Annotated in this window: 14 protein-coding genes; 5 read left to right on the top strand and 9 right to left on the bottom strand. The window is 44.7% G+C overall.

What is annotated here, in order from left to right; genetic code table 11:
• Positions 1-65: 65 nt before the first annotated feature.
• The 5 genes from EL268_RS03010 to EL268_RS02990 form a co-directional block, all read right to left on the bottom strand.
• Positions 66-593: a hypothetical protein gene (locus EL268_RS03010; protein WP_106657099.1), complete on the bottom strand. Its 528-nt coding sequence runs from the start codon at positions 591-593 to the stop codon at positions 66-68.
• Complete coding sequence (locus tag EL268_RS03005; RefSeq protein ID WP_106657098.1) at positions 574-2,358, bottom strand: sensor histidine kinase; 1,785 nt, start codon at positions 2,356-2,358, stop codon at positions 574-576. Before EL268_RS03005 ends, EL268_RS03010 begins: the two co-directional genes overlap by 20 nt.
• On the bottom strand, positions 2,355-3,035 hold the full coding sequence (locus tag EL268_RS03000; RefSeq protein WP_106657097.1) for a response regulator transcription factor: 681 nt from the start codon (positions 3,033-3,035) through the stop codon (positions 2,355-2,357). The genes EL268_RS03005 and EL268_RS03000 overlap by 4 nt, the downstream gene beginning before the upstream one ends.
• Before the next feature lie 288 nt (positions 3,036-3,323).
• Positions 3,324-5,894: a winged helix-turn-helix domain-containing protein gene (locus tag EL268_RS33630; RefSeq protein ID WP_106657096.1), complete on the bottom strand. Its 2,571-nt coding sequence runs from the start codon at positions 5,892-5,894 to the stop codon at positions 3,324-3,326.
• Between the two features lie 240 nt (positions 5,895-6,134).
• Complete coding sequence (locus EL268_RS02990; RefSeq protein WP_106657095.1) at positions 6,135-7,253, bottom strand: hypothetical protein; 1,119 nt, start codon at positions 7,251-7,253, stop codon at positions 6,135-6,137.
• 135 nt (positions 7,254-7,388) lie between these two features.
• Between EL268_RS02990 and EL268_RS02985 the strand changes: the two genes are divergently transcribed.
• The 3 genes from EL268_RS02985 (at position 7,389) to EL268_RS02975 (ending at position 9,521) form a co-directional block, all read left to right on the top strand.
• The gene (locus EL268_RS02985) at positions 7,389-8,462 is read left to right on the top strand and encodes an RDD family protein (RefSeq protein ID WP_106657094.1); all 1,074 of its coding nucleotides are present in this window, start codon (positions 7,389-7,391) and stop codon (positions 8,460-8,462) included.
• Between the two features lie 307 nt (positions 8,463-8,769).
• Positions 8,770-9,186: a hypothetical protein gene (locus EL268_RS02980; RefSeq protein ID WP_232030237.1), complete on the top strand. Its 417-nt coding sequence runs from the start codon at positions 8,770-8,772 to the stop codon at positions 9,184-9,186.
• 8 nt (positions 9,187-9,194) lie between these two features.
• Positions 9,195-9,521 (top strand): hypothetical protein, encoded by a 327-nt coding sequence (locus tag EL268_RS02975; RefSeq protein WP_106657092.1) that lies wholly within the window; start codon positions 9,195-9,197, stop codon positions 9,519-9,521.
• 85 nt (positions 9,522-9,606) lie between these two features.
• Here EL268_RS02975 and EL268_RS02970 read toward each other — a convergent pair whose 3' ends face one another.
• From EL268_RS02970 to brnQ, 4 genes are all read right to left on the bottom strand, one after another.
• Positions 9,607-11,919 (bottom strand): S9 family peptidase, encoded by a 2,313-nt coding sequence (locus tag EL268_RS02970; protein WP_106657091.1) that lies wholly within the window; start codon positions 11,917-11,919, stop codon positions 9,607-9,609.
• A 197-nt stretch (positions 11,920-12,116) separates the two neighbouring features.
• The gene (locus EL268_RS02965) at positions 12,117-13,718 is read right to left on the bottom strand and encodes a sensor domain-containing diguanylate cyclase (protein WP_106657090.1); all 1,602 of its coding nucleotides are present in this window, start codon (positions 13,716-13,718) and stop codon (positions 12,117-12,119) included.
• Between the two features lie 168 nt (positions 13,719-13,886).
• Positions 13,887-14,534: a 2OG-Fe(II) oxygenase gene (locus EL268_RS02960; RefSeq protein ID WP_106657089.1), complete on the bottom strand. Its 648-nt coding sequence runs from the start codon at positions 14,532-14,534 to the stop codon at positions 13,887-13,889.
• A 212-nt stretch (positions 14,535-14,746) separates the two neighbouring features.
• On the bottom strand, positions 14,747-16,093 hold the full coding sequence (brnQ, locus tag EL268_RS02955; protein WP_106657088.1) for a branched-chain amino acid transport system II carrier protein: 1,347 nt from the start codon (positions 16,091-16,093) through the stop codon (positions 14,747-14,749).
• 883 nt (positions 16,094-16,976) lie between these two features.
• On the opposite strand from brnQ, the gene EL268_RS02950 reads away from it, so the two are divergent.
• Entirely contained in the window at positions 16,977-18,455 is a 1,479-nt protein-coding gene (locus tag EL268_RS02950; RefSeq protein WP_106657087.1) for a hypothetical protein, read from the top strand.
• A gap of 310 nt (positions 18,456-18,765) precedes the next feature.
• Positions 18,766-19,356 carry a DUF2306 domain-containing protein gene (locus tag EL268_RS02945; protein WP_232030235.1) on the top strand — a complete coding sequence of 197 codons (591 nt, stop codon included), beginning with the start codon at positions 18,766-18,768 and terminating at the stop codon, positions 19,354-19,356.
• The last annotated feature ends 183 nt before the right edge of the window (positions 19,357-19,539 follow it).

Raw genomic sequence — 19,539 nt, 5'->3', positions numbered from 1 at the left:
AAGTTATGTCTTTTCGTGATGCAAACAAAAAGAACCCCAAAAATGAGGTTCCAATTGATCGGGCGTTATTTAAGGGTTAGCTCCTTCTCCCATGTCTTTTCATTGCCTTGCTCATTTCGAAATACCAAGATCAATTTCCCCTTTTCCCCCTTCAACTCATCCTTGTAAAAGAAACCGGTGAACTGTCCATTGCCACTGATGTAAAAGCCATTCCCACCAGGGATACCTTCTGTGTCGTTTTTGATCGCTTGCTCTATCGTGTTTACGATGTCAGTTTTCTCAGACTTCCACTGCATGCTAGCTAACGAATAGCCGGCAGGTAGCTGTTCAATAAAGAAATCGAAGCTATTCCCCTCGATGGGTTTCGGTTCCTGGTCGACCACGACGAGAATTTCTTTTTCCTGCTGCTCTGCGGCCATGTCTTGTGCAACGTTCTCCGGTTGTTTCTCCTTGTTTTCTTTGTTCTCCTGAGGAGCTTGCGGCGGCACTTGACCAGTCGATTCTGAAGGAAGCGGTGTGCCACAAGCACTAGTAACGAGTGATAGGACCAATACAGCCAGTAAGCTTTTCATTTTATTCTTTTTCAGATTCATCGTCATTTCCACCTTTGTTTTCATTTTCAACCAACGTGAAGGAAAAAGCGACTCCATTCACGGTATTTTCCGCACCATAATAACTGCCATGCAGATCGAGGATATGTTTACAGATCGCCAATCCGAGACCCGTGCCTCCAGATTTCCGCCACCGAGAGCTATCTACTCGATAAAATTGCTCCCATATCCGCGTTAGTTGATCGTCTGGGATGTGCGCTCCTTCATTTTCGATTCGAAACCGGATGCACTCCCGCTCGCGGGTCCCCGTAATCCGAATCTCACTTGATGGATTGGCGTGCCGGACTGCATTGCCGAGCAAATTCACGATCACTTGCTCGATACGTCTTGGATCTGCCCATACGTTGGTCTCTTCAGGTAAGGCGAGCCATAGTCGTACCTGCTTGTTTGCCAGTTGTAGTTGAAAGGAAGCGGCTACACGATCTATGATTTCCGATACGGGAAACGATTGTCTACGAAGCAAAATGGCTTTGGCTTCGAATTTGGACAACTCCAGCATATCCATAATGAGCTCGTTCATCTTGTCGACTTCGCTTAAAATGACGTCCATGTATCGCTCCCGCTTTTCATGTGCGACATCATCCTTTAGCCCTTCCGCAAAGCCCTTCACAATGCCAAGCGGGGTCTTGAGTTCATGAGAGATGTTAGCAATCAATTCTTTGCGAAGCTGTTCCATTTTTTCCTTATGCTTGAGATCCTCGCGAAGAGTGACGTTGGCACTCGTCAGGTCTTTTAATGTCTGATCCAGCTTGCCAGCTAACGTATTCAGATGGCGAGAGAGCTCACCGAATTCATCCTGAGAATGAATCGAAGCAAGTTCTGTGAAGTCCAGATTAGCCATGCGTGAAGCGGAATGACTCAGCGTAACTAATGGTTTCGTGATGATCTTCGAAAAGACAAAGGAAAGCAGCAGTAAGATGACGAGGATGACTGGCGTCGCGTATAGGGAATAGCTGGTCAGCATACTTACCGCATCGCTCACTGGCTGCAACGTCGTCACCGCCAGTATGTAATTCGCCCCTCCCTGATAGGAGAATCGATGAATCACGATGGCATAGTTTACACCACTCCACGGATCAGTCCACTTGCGCTGGATGAATGATCCGCTTTTCATCTGCGTAATCTCGTCGTATTGCTGCGTCAGCCATGGTCCGATTTGATCCGCTACGAGAGAATCCTGATAAAAAGGGTTATGTGCCCGCTGGTGACTAGGCAGCATGAGCTCAGAAATAACAGCCGTAACCCGGGTTAGTCCATTTTCCGACACATTTGTGGATGGACTTTGCCTTGCAATCCGTATCGGCTTCATGATCGTATCGTTCTCATCCATATAGATTCCGTCGATGGTAATCGTGTCTCCAACATGAAGTCCTTCAGGGAGATCGGTCCTTTTCATTTCTTTTAGCGGTAAGGTAATCACTTGATTTTTATTTGCTGCTTTTATTTCCAGAAAATAGGGATCGAGATTCAATTGCCTGAGCTGCTCATCTACAATCGCGATGCTGGCATCTGTGCGATTCATCAATGTCCCCACCATCTTATCCAGCTTGTGCTTGTCGGGAGGGAGTTTGGCGTACTCATCCGGGAAAGATGCCATTGCTTGCGAGAGCTCGCTTACTTTCGCATTTAAATAAAAGCGCTCAAAGAAAAACTTTTCCCCTATCAATATCAAAGCGTAGAGCAAAAAGACAAAAACAAAAGTGGCGGCAAATAATTTTGTCACAACGTTTAGTCGAAGTCGTTTCATTGTTTTGCCTCAAACTTATATCCAAAACGGATCATCGTCTGAATCAGATGCTGCTCTGCATCCAGCTTGGCACGCAGTTTTTTCACGTGGGTATCAACGGTGCGATGGTCGCCAAAGTAGTCCATCCCCCAAACCCCATTCAATATGCTATCTCGGGACAAGACCGTCCCTTCATGCTTGATGAAGAACAGAAGCAGCTCATACTCTTTTGGTGTCAATGAAATCGGGACGCCTGCAATCGTAACGGTGTGAGCTCGTTTGTTTACCGTCAATGCTCCAAACTGGGCGATATCATCTCCCCTCCCGATGCTCCCCTCTGCCCTTTTCATCAGAGCTTTGGCACGGGCCACTAATACTTTTGGGCTAAACGGTTTGGTGACATATTCGTCCGCGCCAAGCTCGAAACCCATCAACTGGTCATCGTCGTCTACTCTGGCTGTAATGATCATGATGGGAATGTCGGATTGTTGACGGATTTTTCTGCACACCGACCAGCCATCCATCTCGGGCATCATAATATCTAGCACAACTAAATCGACAGGGTGCAGAGCGAAAAGCTCCATCGCCATTTTACCGTGCTGCGCTTCGAACACTTCCCAAGCTTCTTTTTTAAAATAATCCGATACAAATTCACGTATGAGCTCGTCGTCCTCAACGAGTAACACTTTCCGTTTCATTTCCGCACTCCTTACTCGTGGTTGTGCATTTATTGCATAGATTACCAGTTTATTGTGAAACTTACGAATCCATATCTCACCGTCACCATTCTTATGACGACCAACCTTGGTTTTACAAGTTGAGTATAGATCGCTGATGTGATCGTTGTGTGTACATGAGATGGATTTGCAAAGAAAACAAACACCTGAAAATGGCTGAGGGCACTGAAAACATGCAAAACGAGCCTTAGAATCGATTCTAAAGGCTCGTTTTGCTTTTTCAGTGGCCTCCGTAAAGGCGGGGCGATTCTAATGGTCGATCTCACTTTCTCTTAATCTGACGATGGCTTGTGCCCGATTCTTTACCTGGAGCTTGCTAAAAATTTGATGCACATGCCCTTTTACCGTCCCCAGTGTGAGATGCAGCTTGTCCGCAATCTCCGAATTGGATAACCCTTCACCGATCAGTGCCAGCACTTCCGACTCTCTTTCCGTCAATTTTTCCAATGCAGGGGATACCCGAATTTGAATATCAAGCGTAGGAAAATCCTTCTCCACGCTTTTGAGCAGCTTCGAAAGATAAGCCATCTCTTGCTTGGATACGTTTTTGCTTTTATAGAGCGAATAGAGCATTTTGGCAACGCCAGGGCCTTCATCCAAAAAAGTTCGTACATAGCCTTCTGGCGCGGCTAACGTCACCGCCATGCGCATACACTCCATCGCTTCATGCTGCTGTTTTTGGATCATGTAAGCTTGGCTGAGCAGAAGAAAGGCTTCAATTTGACTTCCGAGCCGATCCTTTATTTCTGCCTCATGCTTTAGACTAGTTAGCAGCATGATGGCTGCACTGTCGTTTTTTAAATAGAGGTATACCCGGGCCAACGTCATTCGCTCAAATTCATGTCGGGAAGCGACAATATCGACATTCATTTTCGTGTAGGGCTCGGCCCATTTTTCTATTTCTTCCCGTCGATTTTCTTCGATCCATAATCGGACGCGGAATGTTTCTACAAATGACATCCAATGGGGAGGCGCATCATGCTGGCGGCAGAGCGAAGTGATTTCCTCCATGGCCAGCCACATCTCGTCGTTACGATGCTCTGCTTTTCTCCATCGGGCCAAAGTCAGATACACAGGGACCAATACACCAAAGTTCAAGGAGATGGTACCTAACTGGATTGCTCGCGGAACGAAATATTTTAACTGCTCAAAATCATTTTGCTCATAATAAAACTCTGCCAACACGATAGAACCGTAGGCTAATATACCAAGACCACTGTGCTTCCAGATCGCCCTTAATTTTGGATAGTATTCTTTCACGTGGGACAAATACCCGCTCAATCCCACACGACTACGAAGCACGTATGGCTCATCTGAATTCAGCTCTATGCCTACAATGAAGTAGCGGCTGAATTTTGGCTTCATTTGAACCGATTCTTCCATATATGTAAGAGAAAGATATACATTGCCCCGCATCACTTCGATATATCCCCGAAGCACACACATTTCTACTCGACAGTCGTCAAAGCTCCCATGATTGGTCCGTGTTGCTTCGTCAGCCAATTGAAGGAGGATTTCCGCCTGATCAATTTCGTTGGATACCGCATGCAGCCAAGCAAAAGCAATGCACAGCTCAGGGTTGCATGCCAACCAGGACTCCTCAAAGTATTTCATCCATCTGCGCAGTGTTATATTCTCGTACTGTTTCAACATCCACGGCGCATGTGCGACGATCAAACGGCTCGCCCGGGTCCAATCTTTTCCGAGAAGCGCATGCTCAGTCGCCTCCATTACCCATCCGTGACGTTCAAACCAACAGCTTGCAGAAATATGTAGGGCAGGAAGCAGTTCATTATATGTTTTCCTTACATGGGAATGCAGAAGTTCCGCGAACAAATGGTGATAACGATACCACTCATTTACGCCATCCAGTGCGATGACAAATGAATTCGTTCTCTCCAGCATGCGAAGGATACCGTGAGCGTCCGGCTCTCCGGTAACAGCTGCGCATAGATCTCCTGTCAGACGCGGCAGTATGGACGTTTTCAGCAAAAACATCTGTACTTTTTCTGGCAGTCGTTTCAATACTTCTTCCGTCAAATAGTCCCCGACATACTTGTCATTACCGGAAAATTGATGAATGACCTTAGACACTGCGGGCTTTCCTTGCATGGACAAGGCGGCTAACTGCAATCCAGCCACCCATCCCTCTGTTCGTTTGCTTAGCAAGTCAATGTCTTGTTCTGACAAACTCAGACCCAATTGCTCGCGGAATAAGCGCCGGCACTCCTCCTCATTGAACCGAAGAGTGTCTGAGCCCAGTTGCTTTAGCTGTTTTCGAACGCGTAGACGGTGCAGGGCAAAAGGAGGTTCCTCCCTCGTAATCAGGACGACATGCATATATAAGGAAGCATGCTGGATCAGTGTCTGCAGTCCTTCATGAATGGAAGGCTCCTTTATAAGATGGTAATCGTCCAATACGAGATAAAAATCACGTTCAAACCCCGCAATTTCTTCGAGCAACACGGACATCAGCTGCTCAGCAGAAGCCGTGTACTGTGGGTGAAGCACTGAGGAAGATGCTTTGCCCAAGCCTTCCTGTGCCCTATCAATTGCCCTGGCAAAATACCGCCAAAAGCGCACGGGATCATTATCGGATTCATCCAGAGAGATCCAACCGGTCGGTCTGCCGGAATTTTGCGTCCATTGACTGACTGCTGTCGTTTTACCGAAACCCGCTGGCGCGCACACGAGAATCAATCTTGCTTCGCCCGCGTCATCGATTTCTTTCAAGATCTGATGCCGAAGCAACAAGTCCGAACCATACTTCGGAACATGAAGCTTGGTTGCGATAAGTGGACTGTACGTTACTAAATCCATACGCATCTCCTGCCTAGAAGTAAAATGACATTCATGAAGGAAACATGGAAAGTAGCCTTGCTATCGATGTCCTGAAGCGCAATGAGGTTGGCTAACGGGGAAAAAGAGATCATATAAAGATAGGAAATATTGCTCAGATTAAAGATACAGCAAAGTGATCCCTGCGTGGGTATTTTTTTTATGAACGTTGCATCCAAACAAAGAAAAACCCGACCGTTGCAGTGTCGGGCTTACCTTGAGTCATCTAAGCATTCTGTTGATTCGTCTGGCTTCTATCGCGACTTTTTTACTGTACAGCCTTTTATCCTGTTTGAGTTGCAGCACCTTGGCACACTGGTGCGCCTTTCTCAAAACGTTACAGCTGTAGTTGTTTGTCGATTTCAACATCTGGTCTGCCCAGCGGTACGCTTCTCTAGCCAAAGAATCATTGCTGTCCTTTGCCATCAAGCTGATATCCAGCAAGGTCTCGCTCAAGCTTCTGCCCAAACCGGCACTCCTCCAGGAGGAAAAGAGCTTGAGCTCTGGTTCGCACTGCTTGACGCTGGCAAAAGACTGTCCCCAGTCCTGCTTGAGCAAATGGATTTCGGCAATTTTTAACCAAAGGGATACTTTGTCAAAAGAATCTTCCTGTTCGGTGAGATCTTGTGTGAGATAGTGAAGCGCTTTGTCGTACTCCCCCAATTCTTTTGCGCGATGATACAGCAAAGAATAATTCTTTTTGTCAGAGCCAAGCTGCTCCTCCAGCTTTTCCAGCAATTTTCTGGCTTCTTCCATGTTACCAAAATCGCTTGCTCTGTCCATTAACGTAATCAAGGACTCATCCTCGAGATTGGCAGGATAATTCCTGGCCTTGGATTGAAACCATCGCTCCAAATCTTCAGCCGTATACATCGTTTCCAGCTCCTCTTTCTTATCCTGAAAAAAAGAGCTGAATCGGTACAGATCATTCTCTTCGATATACGTGATCGCCTCTTCAATTCCGCCCGAAATGATATATTCAGTGTCAAAGCCATAGTAGGTATCGAAATTGCTTAATTTTGCCTGCTCAAACAGTCGGATATGGTTGACATCCTTAAACTTTGCCAACAAATAAGCCACGATGTCCATGGATTCATGAAATCCCTGATACGGATGGGACTTATGCATCTCAATCTCTTGGCTCATCAAATAGTGCAGGAACTCCTTGTCTGCTTCTGTCACAGTCTGATCGTATTGCAGCTGAACAATCAGCGCGTATCTTTTCAGCCCGTTCTTGTCATAACCGTATGCATCCTTACATTTGCTGTATGCAAAAGAGCTCCAGAGGTCTTTGGAATGTTTGATCAATGGCAATTGCTCTGGTATTTGGTGGATTTCCATATGCGATTCTCCTCTCGCCGGAATGGGACGGCAGCGCCCAGTTATCTTTTCCCATTCTAATCGTCTACAATTGACAATACAATTTTCAAAGTGGTTAAATGTAATATGTTTACATTTTTCAGGAGGTGCACAAAATTGGAGCAACAACCGCCATCACCATCGGTACCGACAGAGTTTTCTCCCCTTGCCCAGCATGAACCACCAAAAAACATGGGGGATTTATCGAAATCGTACGACAGGGCGACGATTTTTTTCACGAGATGGGGAGCCCATGTTCTTGATCATATTCTCCTCGCTTGTTTTCTAATCGGATTGCTCTCACTTGGGGTTTCCATCGATAAAGACGCCAACAGTCTCTACTTCTTCATCCTAGCCGCAATTATCCTATGTTCTTATTATGTACTGTTAGAAGGACTCACCGGATATACGATCGGAAAATTTACTTTCCGCATCATTGCTGTCAATGCGGAAGGACGACCACCGGGGTTATGGAAATCATTCATCCGTTCCCTCATTCGTCTATTCGAAGCGAATGCATTTCTTCTAGGCGGGTTGCCGGCTGGTATCAGTGTGTTGGCTTCCGACAAAAGACAACGGTTAGGCGATCTAGCAGCGAATACGTACGTCGTGAAAGTGAAGGATTTGAACAACGTCAGCAAAAAGCAAACAACCGTACTCGCTGTTGTCTTCTCCATCGTAGCTGTTTTATCCATCATTGGTATGATTTTTGGGATAGTCGATCTCGCATCAAGAACGCCTACCGAAGAAATCTTCTATAGCAAGGATAAAAAGATTCAAATAACAGCCCCTTCCGATTGGGGCAAGGATTCATCCCTTCACGATGAAGCTGATTTAGAAATCTCCAATCGTTTTAAAGAAAAGTATGTATTGGTACTGTCAGAATCGAAAGAGGATCTAGACAGTTCATTCACGCTTCAAGATTATACGCAAGCGATTGAAGCAAACCTTCAAGAGGCAGTAGAGAATGTATCCGTCGATAAACAGATTCGTACTGTAGTCGACAACCAGGTGGCCATCCAATTCAATGCGAAAGGCGAAATAGACGGCATTAAGGTCGCTTATATTGTGACATTGGTCGAAACGCCTACCCATTTTCATCAAATCATGGCTTGGACAGAAGAGAAAAGGTTTGAGTCCCTCAAGCAAGAGCTGCAAAAGGTCAGTGCAAGTTTTCGCGAGGTAAAATAGCGACTGAACACAGAAGCCACCTTCATTAGGTGGCTTTTTTCCTTTGTAAAAGTAGGGACTCTATTCCTAGTTGTAGACAGGACCATATAACGATTGAAAAAAGTGGTGTATATGTATAATTGAAGGGTAGTCCTCCTTTTCATATAATGTTAAAGTAATACAGAGAACCATTTTTTTCTAGAAGATTTATTCCGATAAGTGTTAATTTTCAGGTCAGAATTCCACTAGGTTTTCTGCCTCCACCACTACGGGTAGCGCTCTTATTTCTTAAGAGTTACTAATAATATTTCTTGAGGGGTGCATGTACATGTTTATGGGGAAAGGAACAGTCCGCGAGCTCGGAAATCAAATCGACAAGGTTCTTGCAGATATTAAAGACATCCAGGCAGAAATCGACCGCGACTCCGATAAAATTGACAACGAATTGAATTCTTGCTCTCGTGAGCTGATCAACGCACAGACAACGCTGGGTGAAATTCAGCCACTGATCGAAAGTCTCGTTGCTCAGGTTGGTCAAAATGCTCCTGATCACATCAAAGTGCTTGTTGGTACCATTGCAGATGGTATTACGGGTAAAGTGAAAAATACGCTGAACAACCTGGCAGAGGTTCAAAAGAACGTGAAGGACGTTGACAAGCTGACAGACGCCATTGATGGGCATACGGATAAAATTGCACAAAAAGTAAAAGAAATCGATAGCATCACTGACAAAGTTCAAAAGTAGGTGATCGAATGTCGTACATAAACAATTCGAACGGTTGGGGTAATCAGCATACGAATCATGTGGCAAATAAGGTTGACCATCTCGCCGACAAAATTTCCTTTGCAGTGGATATGGTAGCCAATGCAGCGATTAACCTGGACGGCGCTCAACAAGAGCTGCTTACACTGGCAAATGCACCCTACCCACCACAATCAACCCAATTAATTTCGTTAGCGAATCGCATTGCAGCGAATAAGCGCCAGATTGATGATGGATTGGCCAAGATCAAAGAAATGGCCCGCATCATCGATCAAGAAACGAATCATATCCAGACCCCTCCTCAAAGAGGCTGGTAATGGACGGAGGTTCTACTTTTGTAGAACCTCTTTTATTTTTGCGACGCTGCATGGGTTAAGAATTCTTTCCTCTCGCGCTACTTCTCTATCGCTCTTTATCACTGGGCTTTTTGCTGGCTATGTGATTCCCCCACGGAGGCTCTGTTCTCATCAAGTGCCGTACAAAATAATCCCATTTTCTGCGGATAAAATACGGTTCCAATGAAAAACCGTGATGTCGGTTGGGCAAAATCAACATGTCAAAATCTTTATCCGCTTTAATCAATGCATCCGCCATTCGAATCGTTTGGGAAGGATGCACATTATCATCCAAATCTCCGCTCACCAGTAAGAGCTTTCCTGTCAGATTGGCTGCCAGACGTGCATTATCTTGATCCCTGTACAAGTCCGGGTCATACAAACCTTGATAGCGTTCTGCCCATGCTGCTATATACAGCCGTTGATCATGATTACCACACGCGGAAACCGCAGCCTTGTAAAACTCAGGAAATGAGAGTATGGCCCTTGCCGAAGCGTAGCCTCCCCCTGAGGAGCCCCAAACGCCTACCCGATCAACATCTACATACGGGTAGCGCTCAGCCAATTGCCTTACCGCTGTCACATGGTCAAGCAAACCTCCTGCTTCCTCCAATTTTCTGTTGGAGATGTCATGGAACCATTTGGAACGATAAGGTGTCCCCATTCCATCCAGGATCAACACGATAAACCCTAACTGCGCCAATGATTGTCCCCCACCAAGCGGGTCATGGTTTCGACCGGGATCAAGCGCGAAAGCTTTCGGTGTATTGATGATCTGTGGTCCCCCGTAAATGTAGTCTACGACCGGATACTTGCGTGAAGGATCAAACGGGAATGGACGCAGCATCACCCCATAAAGATCGGTCACACCGTCTCGTGCTTTGACGGTAATCCTTTCTGGAAATTGGTACCCCATCTCGAGCAGCATTTCTACATCAGCGTGTTCCAATTCGCGAATCAGGCTGCCATCTACCGAGCGAAGAACAGAAACAGGCGGCAAATCAACTCGCGAAAATGTATCGACGAAATACTTCATATTGGGAGAAAACACAGCATCATGCTCTGCATCTTCTGGCGTCAGCAACGATAGACCCGTTCCATCGAGACGAACGCGATACAGGTGTTGATAATAAGGATCGCGCCCCTCCTCGAGCCCCCCTCCAGTGATATACACCCATCCTTGCTGCTCGTCCACTGCCATCAGCCTACGTACTGTCCAGGAACCCGATGTGATCGGATTGCGAATCTCCCCCGTTTTGCCATCGCAATGGTAGAGGTGGCTCCACCCATCACGCTCCGAATGCCAGATGAACGAACCATCGGCCAATAACCGAATATTCGGATTGGATGCTCCGAGATTATGCAGGTCTTGATTCAAAAACGTATCGCTTTGTTCCCGCAGTAGCGTGCAAACCTCACCGGAGCATGGATCAGCTACGGAAAATTCGACAGAGCGGGCATCACGGGACATCCGGGCGAAATATACCTGTTTACTGTCGGATGACCATCCGGCCATTTGCATCCCCGGAGTGAGGGGTGAGACTGGGCATGCCATTAAAGGCTCGCTTTCAATCCGGACTGTGGTTCGCCTTTCCAGGTCACAGACGACCAGCTCTGCCAACGGTACGTGTGGATCGCCAACCAGTGGATAACGGTACGAGTGCAATACCGGTCTGATTTCTTCACCTTTCGGAACTGATTGGATCAGATGCATATTGCGTACCTTTCTTCGGTCAAGTCGATGGGTCAGCAGCATTTTGGAATCGGGTGACCAAATGGCTACAGGAGGGAGCTTAATGTTTTCCAATCGCTCCGCCAATGTCGATAGCCGACATTCAGGTTGGGTTCCGTAATCATAGTAAGCCATGCCGTCGCGGGTCAGCCTGATACGATATCCAGTCTCGAGTGACCGAACATACAAGTTGTGATCGTAGACAAACGCCACCCACTTTCCATCTGGAGACGGCAGTTCCTCCATCGATGGCTTCTTCAAATTATCTAAAGGCTTGCAGCTGTATTCCTGTAACTCGCAGCTCCAAACAGTACCGTCCACCTCAAACTTGAATAACGATCCATTCTCGGTAAACATAAGTTCCCCAAGTGGCAATGTTTCTGCGCTATACGTTTCTCCTGCAATTCCTGACAAACAGACAGCTAATCGTTCGTGATCGAATGCTGGCTGACTCGTATTCTGTTCAGCATCCACGATCACATATTGCCTGCCAGTCCCCTTTTCCAAACGGATTTCACGGATGTACCAGAACTGATTCCCGCTGATCCAGTTTGGCCTGATAAAAGCATTGAATACTGCGTCGTAATAATTGGCAGGATGCAAGCGTTGTGCCCTCTCATACTGTTCCCATGTGACAACATTCTCCATTTGAATCCCCCTCTTTCAAAGTGAGATACAAGAATCATGTGCTTCACATTTTTGAACAAAATAAATTTCCTTAATTATCCATTTGTAACATGCATATGTAAAATCCGAGATAATATATCTCCGAATTTACTTTTTTAGCACCTGAGAAGTAAGTCTTTCTTTCATGAAGAAAGAGGCGATCTCTCGCCTCTTCGCTCTTAACACGGATCACTCACTTCCGCTATCACTGTTTGGTTCCTACCCGATCTCTTCGCCTTGTACATGGCCTCGTCAGCTACATTCATCAGCTCTTCGGCCGAAACAGCATGGGAAGGATAGTGCGCAATGCCTTGTGACACGGTTAGCGGCTGCCCGATTGGATTTGAACTTGTTTCTAAGGCAAGACGAATTCGTTCGGCAACCTGATAAGCCTCCTCCAGTCCAGCATGGGAAACAAGGACAACAAATTCCTCACCGCCAAAGCGACTGCTCACATCTTCGGGCCGAAGTGATGAAGAAATGATTTTCGCAAAATGCCTCAACACTTCATCTCCAGCCTGATGGCCAAATGTGTCGTTAATGGCTTTAAATCGATCAAGGTCCATCATAATAAGAGAAAAGGGGATTTGCTCCGCCATCCATTTTTGCATGGTTTCCTCGAGCGTTCTTCGGTTCGTTAGCCCTGTCAACGGATCTGTTCGCGCATCATGGGCCAATTGCTCCGTCTGCTTTTTGATATCGGTTAATGCAAAGCGAATGGCACGAGATAACAGCTCGGCCTCCCGATTCCAATGCTGGCTACCCTCAGAGAGTTCCACCTCTTCTCTCCCGGCCTTACTCACAAGATCGGCCAAGGATACGAAAGGTTTCGCTACTTTGCGCGCAAGCCCGATCACAACTAGCATTAATACTAAAAAGGGAGGCAGCGTATACAACAAAACGGATTGAATATCACGATTTAATTGTTCTTGAACAACACTGATAGGTGACACGACAACGACACCCCAGTCATTCGCTGGAACCTTTACGTACGCGGCTAATACCGTCTCTCCCCTCAAGTTGACGATCTGTTCATAGCCACTTTTCCCTTGGATCAGCTTGCGTACGGCTGGATTGGCACTGATATCCTCTCCGATCCGATTTGTATCACGGTGGAACAACAAATGACCATCAGATCCTACGATGTAAAAAGAGGAACCTAGTTCGTCTGTTGGATTACTTCCAAAGATCGTATTCAAAATGTTATCTTCATGAAGATAAATCGTTCCCCCGATAACCCCCCGGTAGATCCCGTCTTTATCAAATATGGGCTCGCTCATCAATACAATGAGTCGCTTCGTGCTTGTTGTTACGTAGGGCTTCGAAATGTATGGCGTTTTTATAGCCAATGCCGTTTTCCCCGTTTTCGATTTAACATAGCTTCCTACTGTACCAATAGATCCGGGAGACACACTTCGAACAAGCCCCGTTTCATCTACCACGGTAACCGAATTAAAATAGTTGTTTGTACGACGGATCAACTCAAGCTTGGAATATACCTCATCCGCATTCATCTCGTTCCGATTGGAAAAGATGCTCGCCGAATACTGTAAGCTACTGCGCATGGATTTAATCAAAGCATCTAGGGTATGACTCATTTTGGTTGCACTTGTATGATTTAAGGTCAACGTGGTGTGAATCAGTGCCTGTTTTTTGGACTGATAGAATGAGATAAGGAGAATGGTAACAGTCAGAACAACGGATAAAGAGACTAGTCCTGTTAATAGTGTCACCAGACTAATCTTTTTTGAGTGGTTTGCTTTTTTTCGTAAGACAGGCATTCGATGCCCCCTTGTATTTGGCATGTAGCTATTATGCAATAAATAAAAAATAGTCTAACACTTGATAATATTCGTTTCAAGTATATAAGAAAGTTCAAACTGCCGACTCTTGGCTTGTGGACACAAAAAAGCCACCTTTTTCAGGTGGTAGTTTTCGTACATCATCATCTAGGAGACCCGAATGCTTTGCCTTCTCATCCACATCGTTGCCACCCACTTTTCCCCATGGATCACTTGTGTCCCAGCATGCAAAGTGAACTCGTTTACTTCTTGATTTCTATAAAAATATTCAAAGTAGACAGCCATGCCTTTGGTAGGGAAAACAGATAAATTAAGCAAAGGGAACACCGTTTCTCCGCCTTGCTCCACATCATTCAAATACATCACGAGCGTACTAATGCGATTGTTCGTACTTGCTCGACTCGTTTCTGCAAAGAAATCATAATGGGGTTTATATTCTTGACCAGGGGTATATCGTAGAACTTGCAAGCCATCACCGTGCTCAATCGGAATATTCATGATTTGAGAGATTCGCTTCTCGATTCTTGCAATCGTCTCCGTCTGCTCGCAGAACACCCCGCTGCTCGTTCGAATAGAATTGACTGAACGATCTTCGCCTATTTTTGAGCGTTCCAATCGTTCTCTGGAATGTTCGATTAGCTCATCACATTCGCTATCGCTAAGCACATTTCCTAACACGACAATCAGCGGTTCCTCATACTTAGCAAGGATTCGAATCTCTCGATCTTCTGTCTTGATCCTATTCCCAGTATGATCAAAAATCGTCCGTTCTTTCTCTGTTGTGTGCCCTACCATCATTATGCACCCCATATATATGACATTCATCGCAAAAAATAGAATACCATAAAGTGGGTAAAACCAATCAGCAAACTTTAGAAAAATCCAAATATTTTTAACTGTGACTCGATGCTGATTGACTTATGAACACAAAACCCGTCTCCTATATGGTAAGAGACGGGTTTGTAAAGCATCTTATAAGTGGCATGTGTCTATGTGAAAAGCTATTTTCATGCCTCCTTTTGTTTTTGAACGTGGTACGTATTCTTCCGGCATACACTGATCATGTATCCGCATATCCCCCCTATTAGAGAGGGCAGCAGCCAGCCCGAACCTACCTCATACAGTGGAAGGTACTGAGTAAAATAATGATGGACAACACTGTTGTCAATCCCGCCAGCCTTTAAGCCATCAAACAGACTAATCAGAAAAGTGAACAGTAAACTTCCTTGATACACTTCTGGCCTGCCATTGAATGCTTTGTGCAGAAACGTCAAGAAGAGTAACGAGATCGCAATCGGATACATGGTCATTAAGATCGGAACGGAGACCTTAATGAGTTGCGTTAGTCCAATATTGGCAACGAGTGTACTGAAAACAGACAAAATAACCGCAAATTTTTTGTAAGAGATCTTCGGAAACAATCCATGAAAAAAAGAAGAACAGGCTGTAATAAGCCCTACACTTGTAGTCAAACATGCCACTGTAATCATTAATCCCAATAAAATGGCACCATAAGAACCAAAGTAGTAATGCGAAACTTTCGCCAAAACTTCAGCGCCATTTTCTAAGTGGCCCAACTTTTCCACACTAGAGGCACCCATAAAGGAAAGTGCGGTATAGAAAAGAGCGAGAAGGATACCGGCTATGATTGTTGCTTTTGCGCTCGTAGCCAAAACTTGTTTTTTGGCAGTCACTCCTTTTTCTTTAATCGCATTCACGATGATCATTCCAAAAACAAAAGCGACAAGCGCATCCAATGTTAAATACCCTTCTTGAAAACCCTTGAAAAATACATGGGATGTGTAATCTGCTTGCGGAGCTTGAAGGGCTCCAATTGGATAAAGAATAGCCGTTACTGCAATAATTCCGATAAATGTCAATTTAATTGGAGTTAAGATTTTTCCGACTACATGGATAATTTTCATAGGATTGAGCGATAAGAAGCAGGCAATTGCGAAAAACAGGATGGTGAATAGAATCAACGGTGCCGGACCTGCCTGTTCTGATAGGAAAGGCTTTATCCCAATATCAAACGATACATTGCCGGATCTAGGTATCGCAAAAAACGGACCGATTGCTAGATATAGAACAATCGTGAATACCATTCCGAATACGGGATGCACGCGACTGGCTAAGGAGCGCAAGTCGTCTTTTCCCGAATAAACTAAGGCTGTGATCGCTAGTAATGGTAACCCAACCCCTGTCACCAAGAAACCTGCATTGGCTAGCCATACATTTGTTCCTGCTAATTGGCCAAGCATTGGCGGAAAAATTAAATTACCCGCTCCAAAAAACAAAGCAAATAACATGAATCCTATCGTAACTACAAAAGAAACTGGCGCTTTCTGTGACACAACAATCCTCCTAATTGTTCTATATCTCTCATTCATAAATGTTCATTCAGTTGGTTGCTTACCAACCCCAAATTTATTCATTCTGATACTATACTCTAAATAAACATTCTGTTCAAACACATATAACTCAAAGTACTGCCCCCAAGAGAAAGAATTATCTTTCTCTTGCAAATATGGAGTGGGCTCAGGCTCAGGTACTCCATGGTTACCGGACATCAAGCTTACACCCCTGATACAGTATACTACAAGCGTCCTTAGTGTCGCATCTGGAAGTACCTTCCCTGGATACGAGAAGGGAGATTCGACCCCCTACCCTTCCTAAAAAGTTGGTGGAGCTTTTCGACTCCTGTACCCCGGATCCCTGGAATGAACCGTCGTATCTAAGACATCACCTAAGTTTTATATATTTCAGAAAATATTTATTTTTCTTAACTTGAAATCAATTGTCAATTTTCCTTATAATTACAATTAATCCTTTTGTTGAAAGTAAGCACATATAGTTCCATCCTTTTGGAAAGGAGGTGTAAACTCATGAAAAAAGTCGTGAAAGTAGCAGTAAACAAGAACAAACACGTACAAGAAATGAAAGCGTTGAAATGGCGCGTAGTTGTTGATGTTTGCTTGTAAGAGAGTCAAAAAAGTATGCATGATCTCCGTAACCATATAAAAGTTAGGAAGGACGGATTGCCATGAAAAAGGTAGTGAAAGTACAACTTTCTAACAATCAAAACGTTCAAGAAATGAAATTGCTTTTCCATCCAATTATGACCCTTGCGTGTAAAAAGTAATCGATTGTTCAAGAGCACCTCGTGTGCTCTTGAATTTTTTGCAAAGAGTTCTCGCTTTCTAGGCAGTAAGCAAACATGACGGGATGGTGCAGTTAATGAATCAAGCGCATTTGTTGGATAGATATCATCAGTTAAGAGAGCTTGCCGAGGATGCAGACACATGGCTAGAATCAGAGATCGGTTCCGATCTTTGGGTGGATGGAATTAACGTATTTTTAACGGTATCAGCAGAGGATTTTATGGAAGGACTTGAGCGATTCGAGGGTAACTACGGTTTTCAGAACCATGGAATTGTAAGCGATATACGTCAATTTCAACGTTATTGTAGAGAAGCATCAGCGGATGGTGAATTTCCTTTATATCAGGCTCTAGCAGTTGGGATGACCTGGTTGAGCTTACAGCCTCAAATAAACGGCGGCTATTTCAACTTGCCTGTTCAAATTACCAATCACTCCATCGCTTTGTTGTTAAGCCCAACCTATTTAGCTGTTTGGGCACATAGTTACAATGAGGGGATTGGATTATACTTAGATTTGCACTCGACGCTACCCACGTTATTCCGACCAGAGCATGGACGAATCTATCAAAATGCAGGCTCGTATTTGGAGGGAAATCACATCAAGTTTCCTTTCCAAAATTACTTCCACGAAATTGCTCATATCCTCTTCTTCCATGACGTCTATCAACGTGTACTCGGGAGCGAAGCCGAATGCAGAAGCTACTGGACACATATCGAAGCATGCATTTATGGACTTGAGGAGCAGGTGCTCGCTGAAATGATGGAAGTGCAACCAGATTTGCACGCCATCGATGATGGGTTCGGAAGTAGTAAAGGATTCGAGGATTTTATCTCTTATCGATTTGGTATTCTTGGTGCTCAAGAGGATAAATCGATACCAAAAGACGCGGTTCGAACGTACATCAAAAGAAACATGCAATTAGGCGAAGCTAATGAAAGCATCCCTGATAATCAGGTAAAAGCAAGGATTCTTGCTAGTCATAAGCTAGATGAGGAACGATTAGAAGAGCTCGATACACACTGCAAGTCATTTGCTACTGCCTTGCAGGTACATAGCTTGTGGGGGATCAAAAGCTATCAACGAAACTCGATTCCAGCGTTTCGTGAAGTGGTAGAGTTACTCTCTCCTGATGCGTACTGTCTGCAAAAACTCGAAGAATCTTTGCGACCAGATGCATGGGGTACATTAGAGGATTTGTTATCGAAAAATCCGTTTGTTGAGATATGCTCTCAAACAAGAGAAAAGAATATACAAGCATGGAACTGGCGTGATACTATGTCGCGCTTGGCAGAAATGCGCGGATATTTGGCAAACGCGAATGAACCTGGTTACGATGAGACCAATCAAGAGCTATTTGAGATAGCAAAGCGTTTAGCTAAAGCCATTCACGAGGAGAAACAAAAAGAGGGTCTGGAAGAGCAGTATGAAAGCCAGTACGCGGACATGAAGCGGGAAATAAGCGAATCTTTAAACCGATTGTCTAACGTGGAAGTACGCGATCATTTGCACAATCTTCTCTCCAAACCGTATTACTTTGTGTTAGAGCCCAATTAATAGCTAAATATGAGTCAAAGACCGGCGATATTTACTATGTTGGTCTTTGTTTTTTTATGCAAGGAACGGGAATTGTGATCCAGCCAATCCAGTGATTGGTATTTTCCTAGATCAGTTCCATTACTTTCATCTTTACTACCTCCCTGCATCAGCCTGTCTCCTCAGCAAATCAGTGTTAATCTGCTGAATCATTTGTTCTACCCCATCACCTCTAGTTTTTATCCTTTTTTTAGAAATCGGTTAGGGTTTGTTTTGAACTTGCGTTTAGGATGGGCATAAGACAAATGATTCAGAAGAGAGAGGTTTTTGCGTGCTTGAGAAGCTTCCTAAAATTTGGTGGGGATTATTTCTTGTATCTCTTGTGGTTATCCTTCCATTTATGGCTCCCTATTTAACATTGGATCCTGCAAACAGTCGCATAACGATTATTTCCGGCACTGTTCACTATCCTTTATTAGTTGCTCATATCGTTTCTGCTTTCATTGCTCTTCTCACTGGTTTTTTCCAGTTTGTCGACCGGATTCGCCTACAGAAACCAAGAATACATCGTTTTCTTGGGAGAGTTTATGTGTATAGTGTGTTTATCAGCGGACTACTCTCTTTAGGGAGTATCTTTTATGCAGAAAATTTCATGAAGGCAACACGCTTCCTTATCTTATCTTTGGCTTGGCTGTTCACCTGTTGGAAAGGGTATCGTACCGCCATCAACAGGCAATATGAGGAACACCGAAAATGGATGATTCGCAGTTTTGGAATCCTTAGTTGCCGTAAGCGCGCGTCTATTGGTGCTAGTATTACTTCTTCTGTACTTTATCCTACACGGTTTTTCTCTTCCGCATGGTATGGAAACCGTCATTGGAGAGGTATTGAATGTAAACATTTGGGCTGGGCTTATTCTTAATATTGTGATTGTCGAGTGGGCTATATTGAAGAAATCTTAATATCCACAGTGCCCTCATGGATGCTTTAACAATTAAATAAGCTGACCAAATTGGCCAGCTTTCCTGTTATAGTCCTGTGATTATGTATTGGTGGAGGCGGGGGGATTCGAACCCCCGTCCGAAAACAGCGATACATGAGCATC

The sequence above is a fragment of the Brevibacillus brevis genome, assembly GCF_900637055.1.
Lineage (GTDB): Bacteria > Bacillota > Bacilli > Brevibacillales > Brevibacillaceae > Brevibacillus > Brevibacillus brevis.
Note: the sequence above shows the minus strand (reverse complement) of the source record. Positions and strands in the feature narration are given on the sequence as shown.

Coding starts and splice junctions, on each gene's coding strand:
- EL268_RS33630 (WP_106657096.1), bottom strand. CDS start 5,894: ATGGATTTAGTAACGTACAGTCCACTTATCGCAACCAAGCTTCATGTT.
- EL268_RS03005 (WP_106657098.1), bottom strand. CDS start 2,358: ATGAAACGACTTCGACTAAACGTTGTGACAAAATTATTTGCCGCCACT.
- EL268_RS02975 (WP_106657092.1), top strand. CDS start 9,195: ATGTCGTACATAAACAATTCGAACGGTTGGGGTAATCAGCATACGAAT.
- EL268_RS02965 (WP_106657090.1), bottom strand. CDS start 13,718: ATGCCTGTCTTACGAAAAAAAGCAAACCACTCAAAAAAGATTAGTCTG.
- EL268_RS02980 (WP_232030237.1), top strand. CDS start 8,770: ATGTTTATGGGGAAAGGAACAGTCCGCGAGCTCGGAAATCAAATCGAC.
- EL268_RS02990 (WP_106657095.1), bottom strand. CDS start 7,253: ATGGAAATCCACCAAATACCAGAGCAATTGCCATTGATCAAACATTCC.
- EL268_RS02960 (WP_106657089.1), bottom strand. CDS start 14,534: ATGGTAGGGCACACAACAGAGAAAGAACGGACGATTTTTGATCATACT.
- EL268_RS02970 (WP_106657091.1), bottom strand. CDS start 11,919: ATGGAGAATGTTGTCACATGGGAACAGTATGAGAGGGCACAACGCTTG.
- EL268_RS03000 (WP_106657097.1), bottom strand. CDS start 3,035: ATGAAACGGAAAGTGTTACTCGTTGAGGACGACGAGCTCATACGTGAA.
- EL268_RS02950 (WP_106657087.1), top strand. CDS start 16,977: ATGAATCAAGCGCATTTGTTGGATAGATATCATCAGTTAAGAGAGCTT.
- EL268_RS03010 (WP_106657099.1), bottom strand. CDS start 593: ATGAATCTGAAAAAGAATAAAATGAAAAGCTTACTGGCTGTATTGGTC.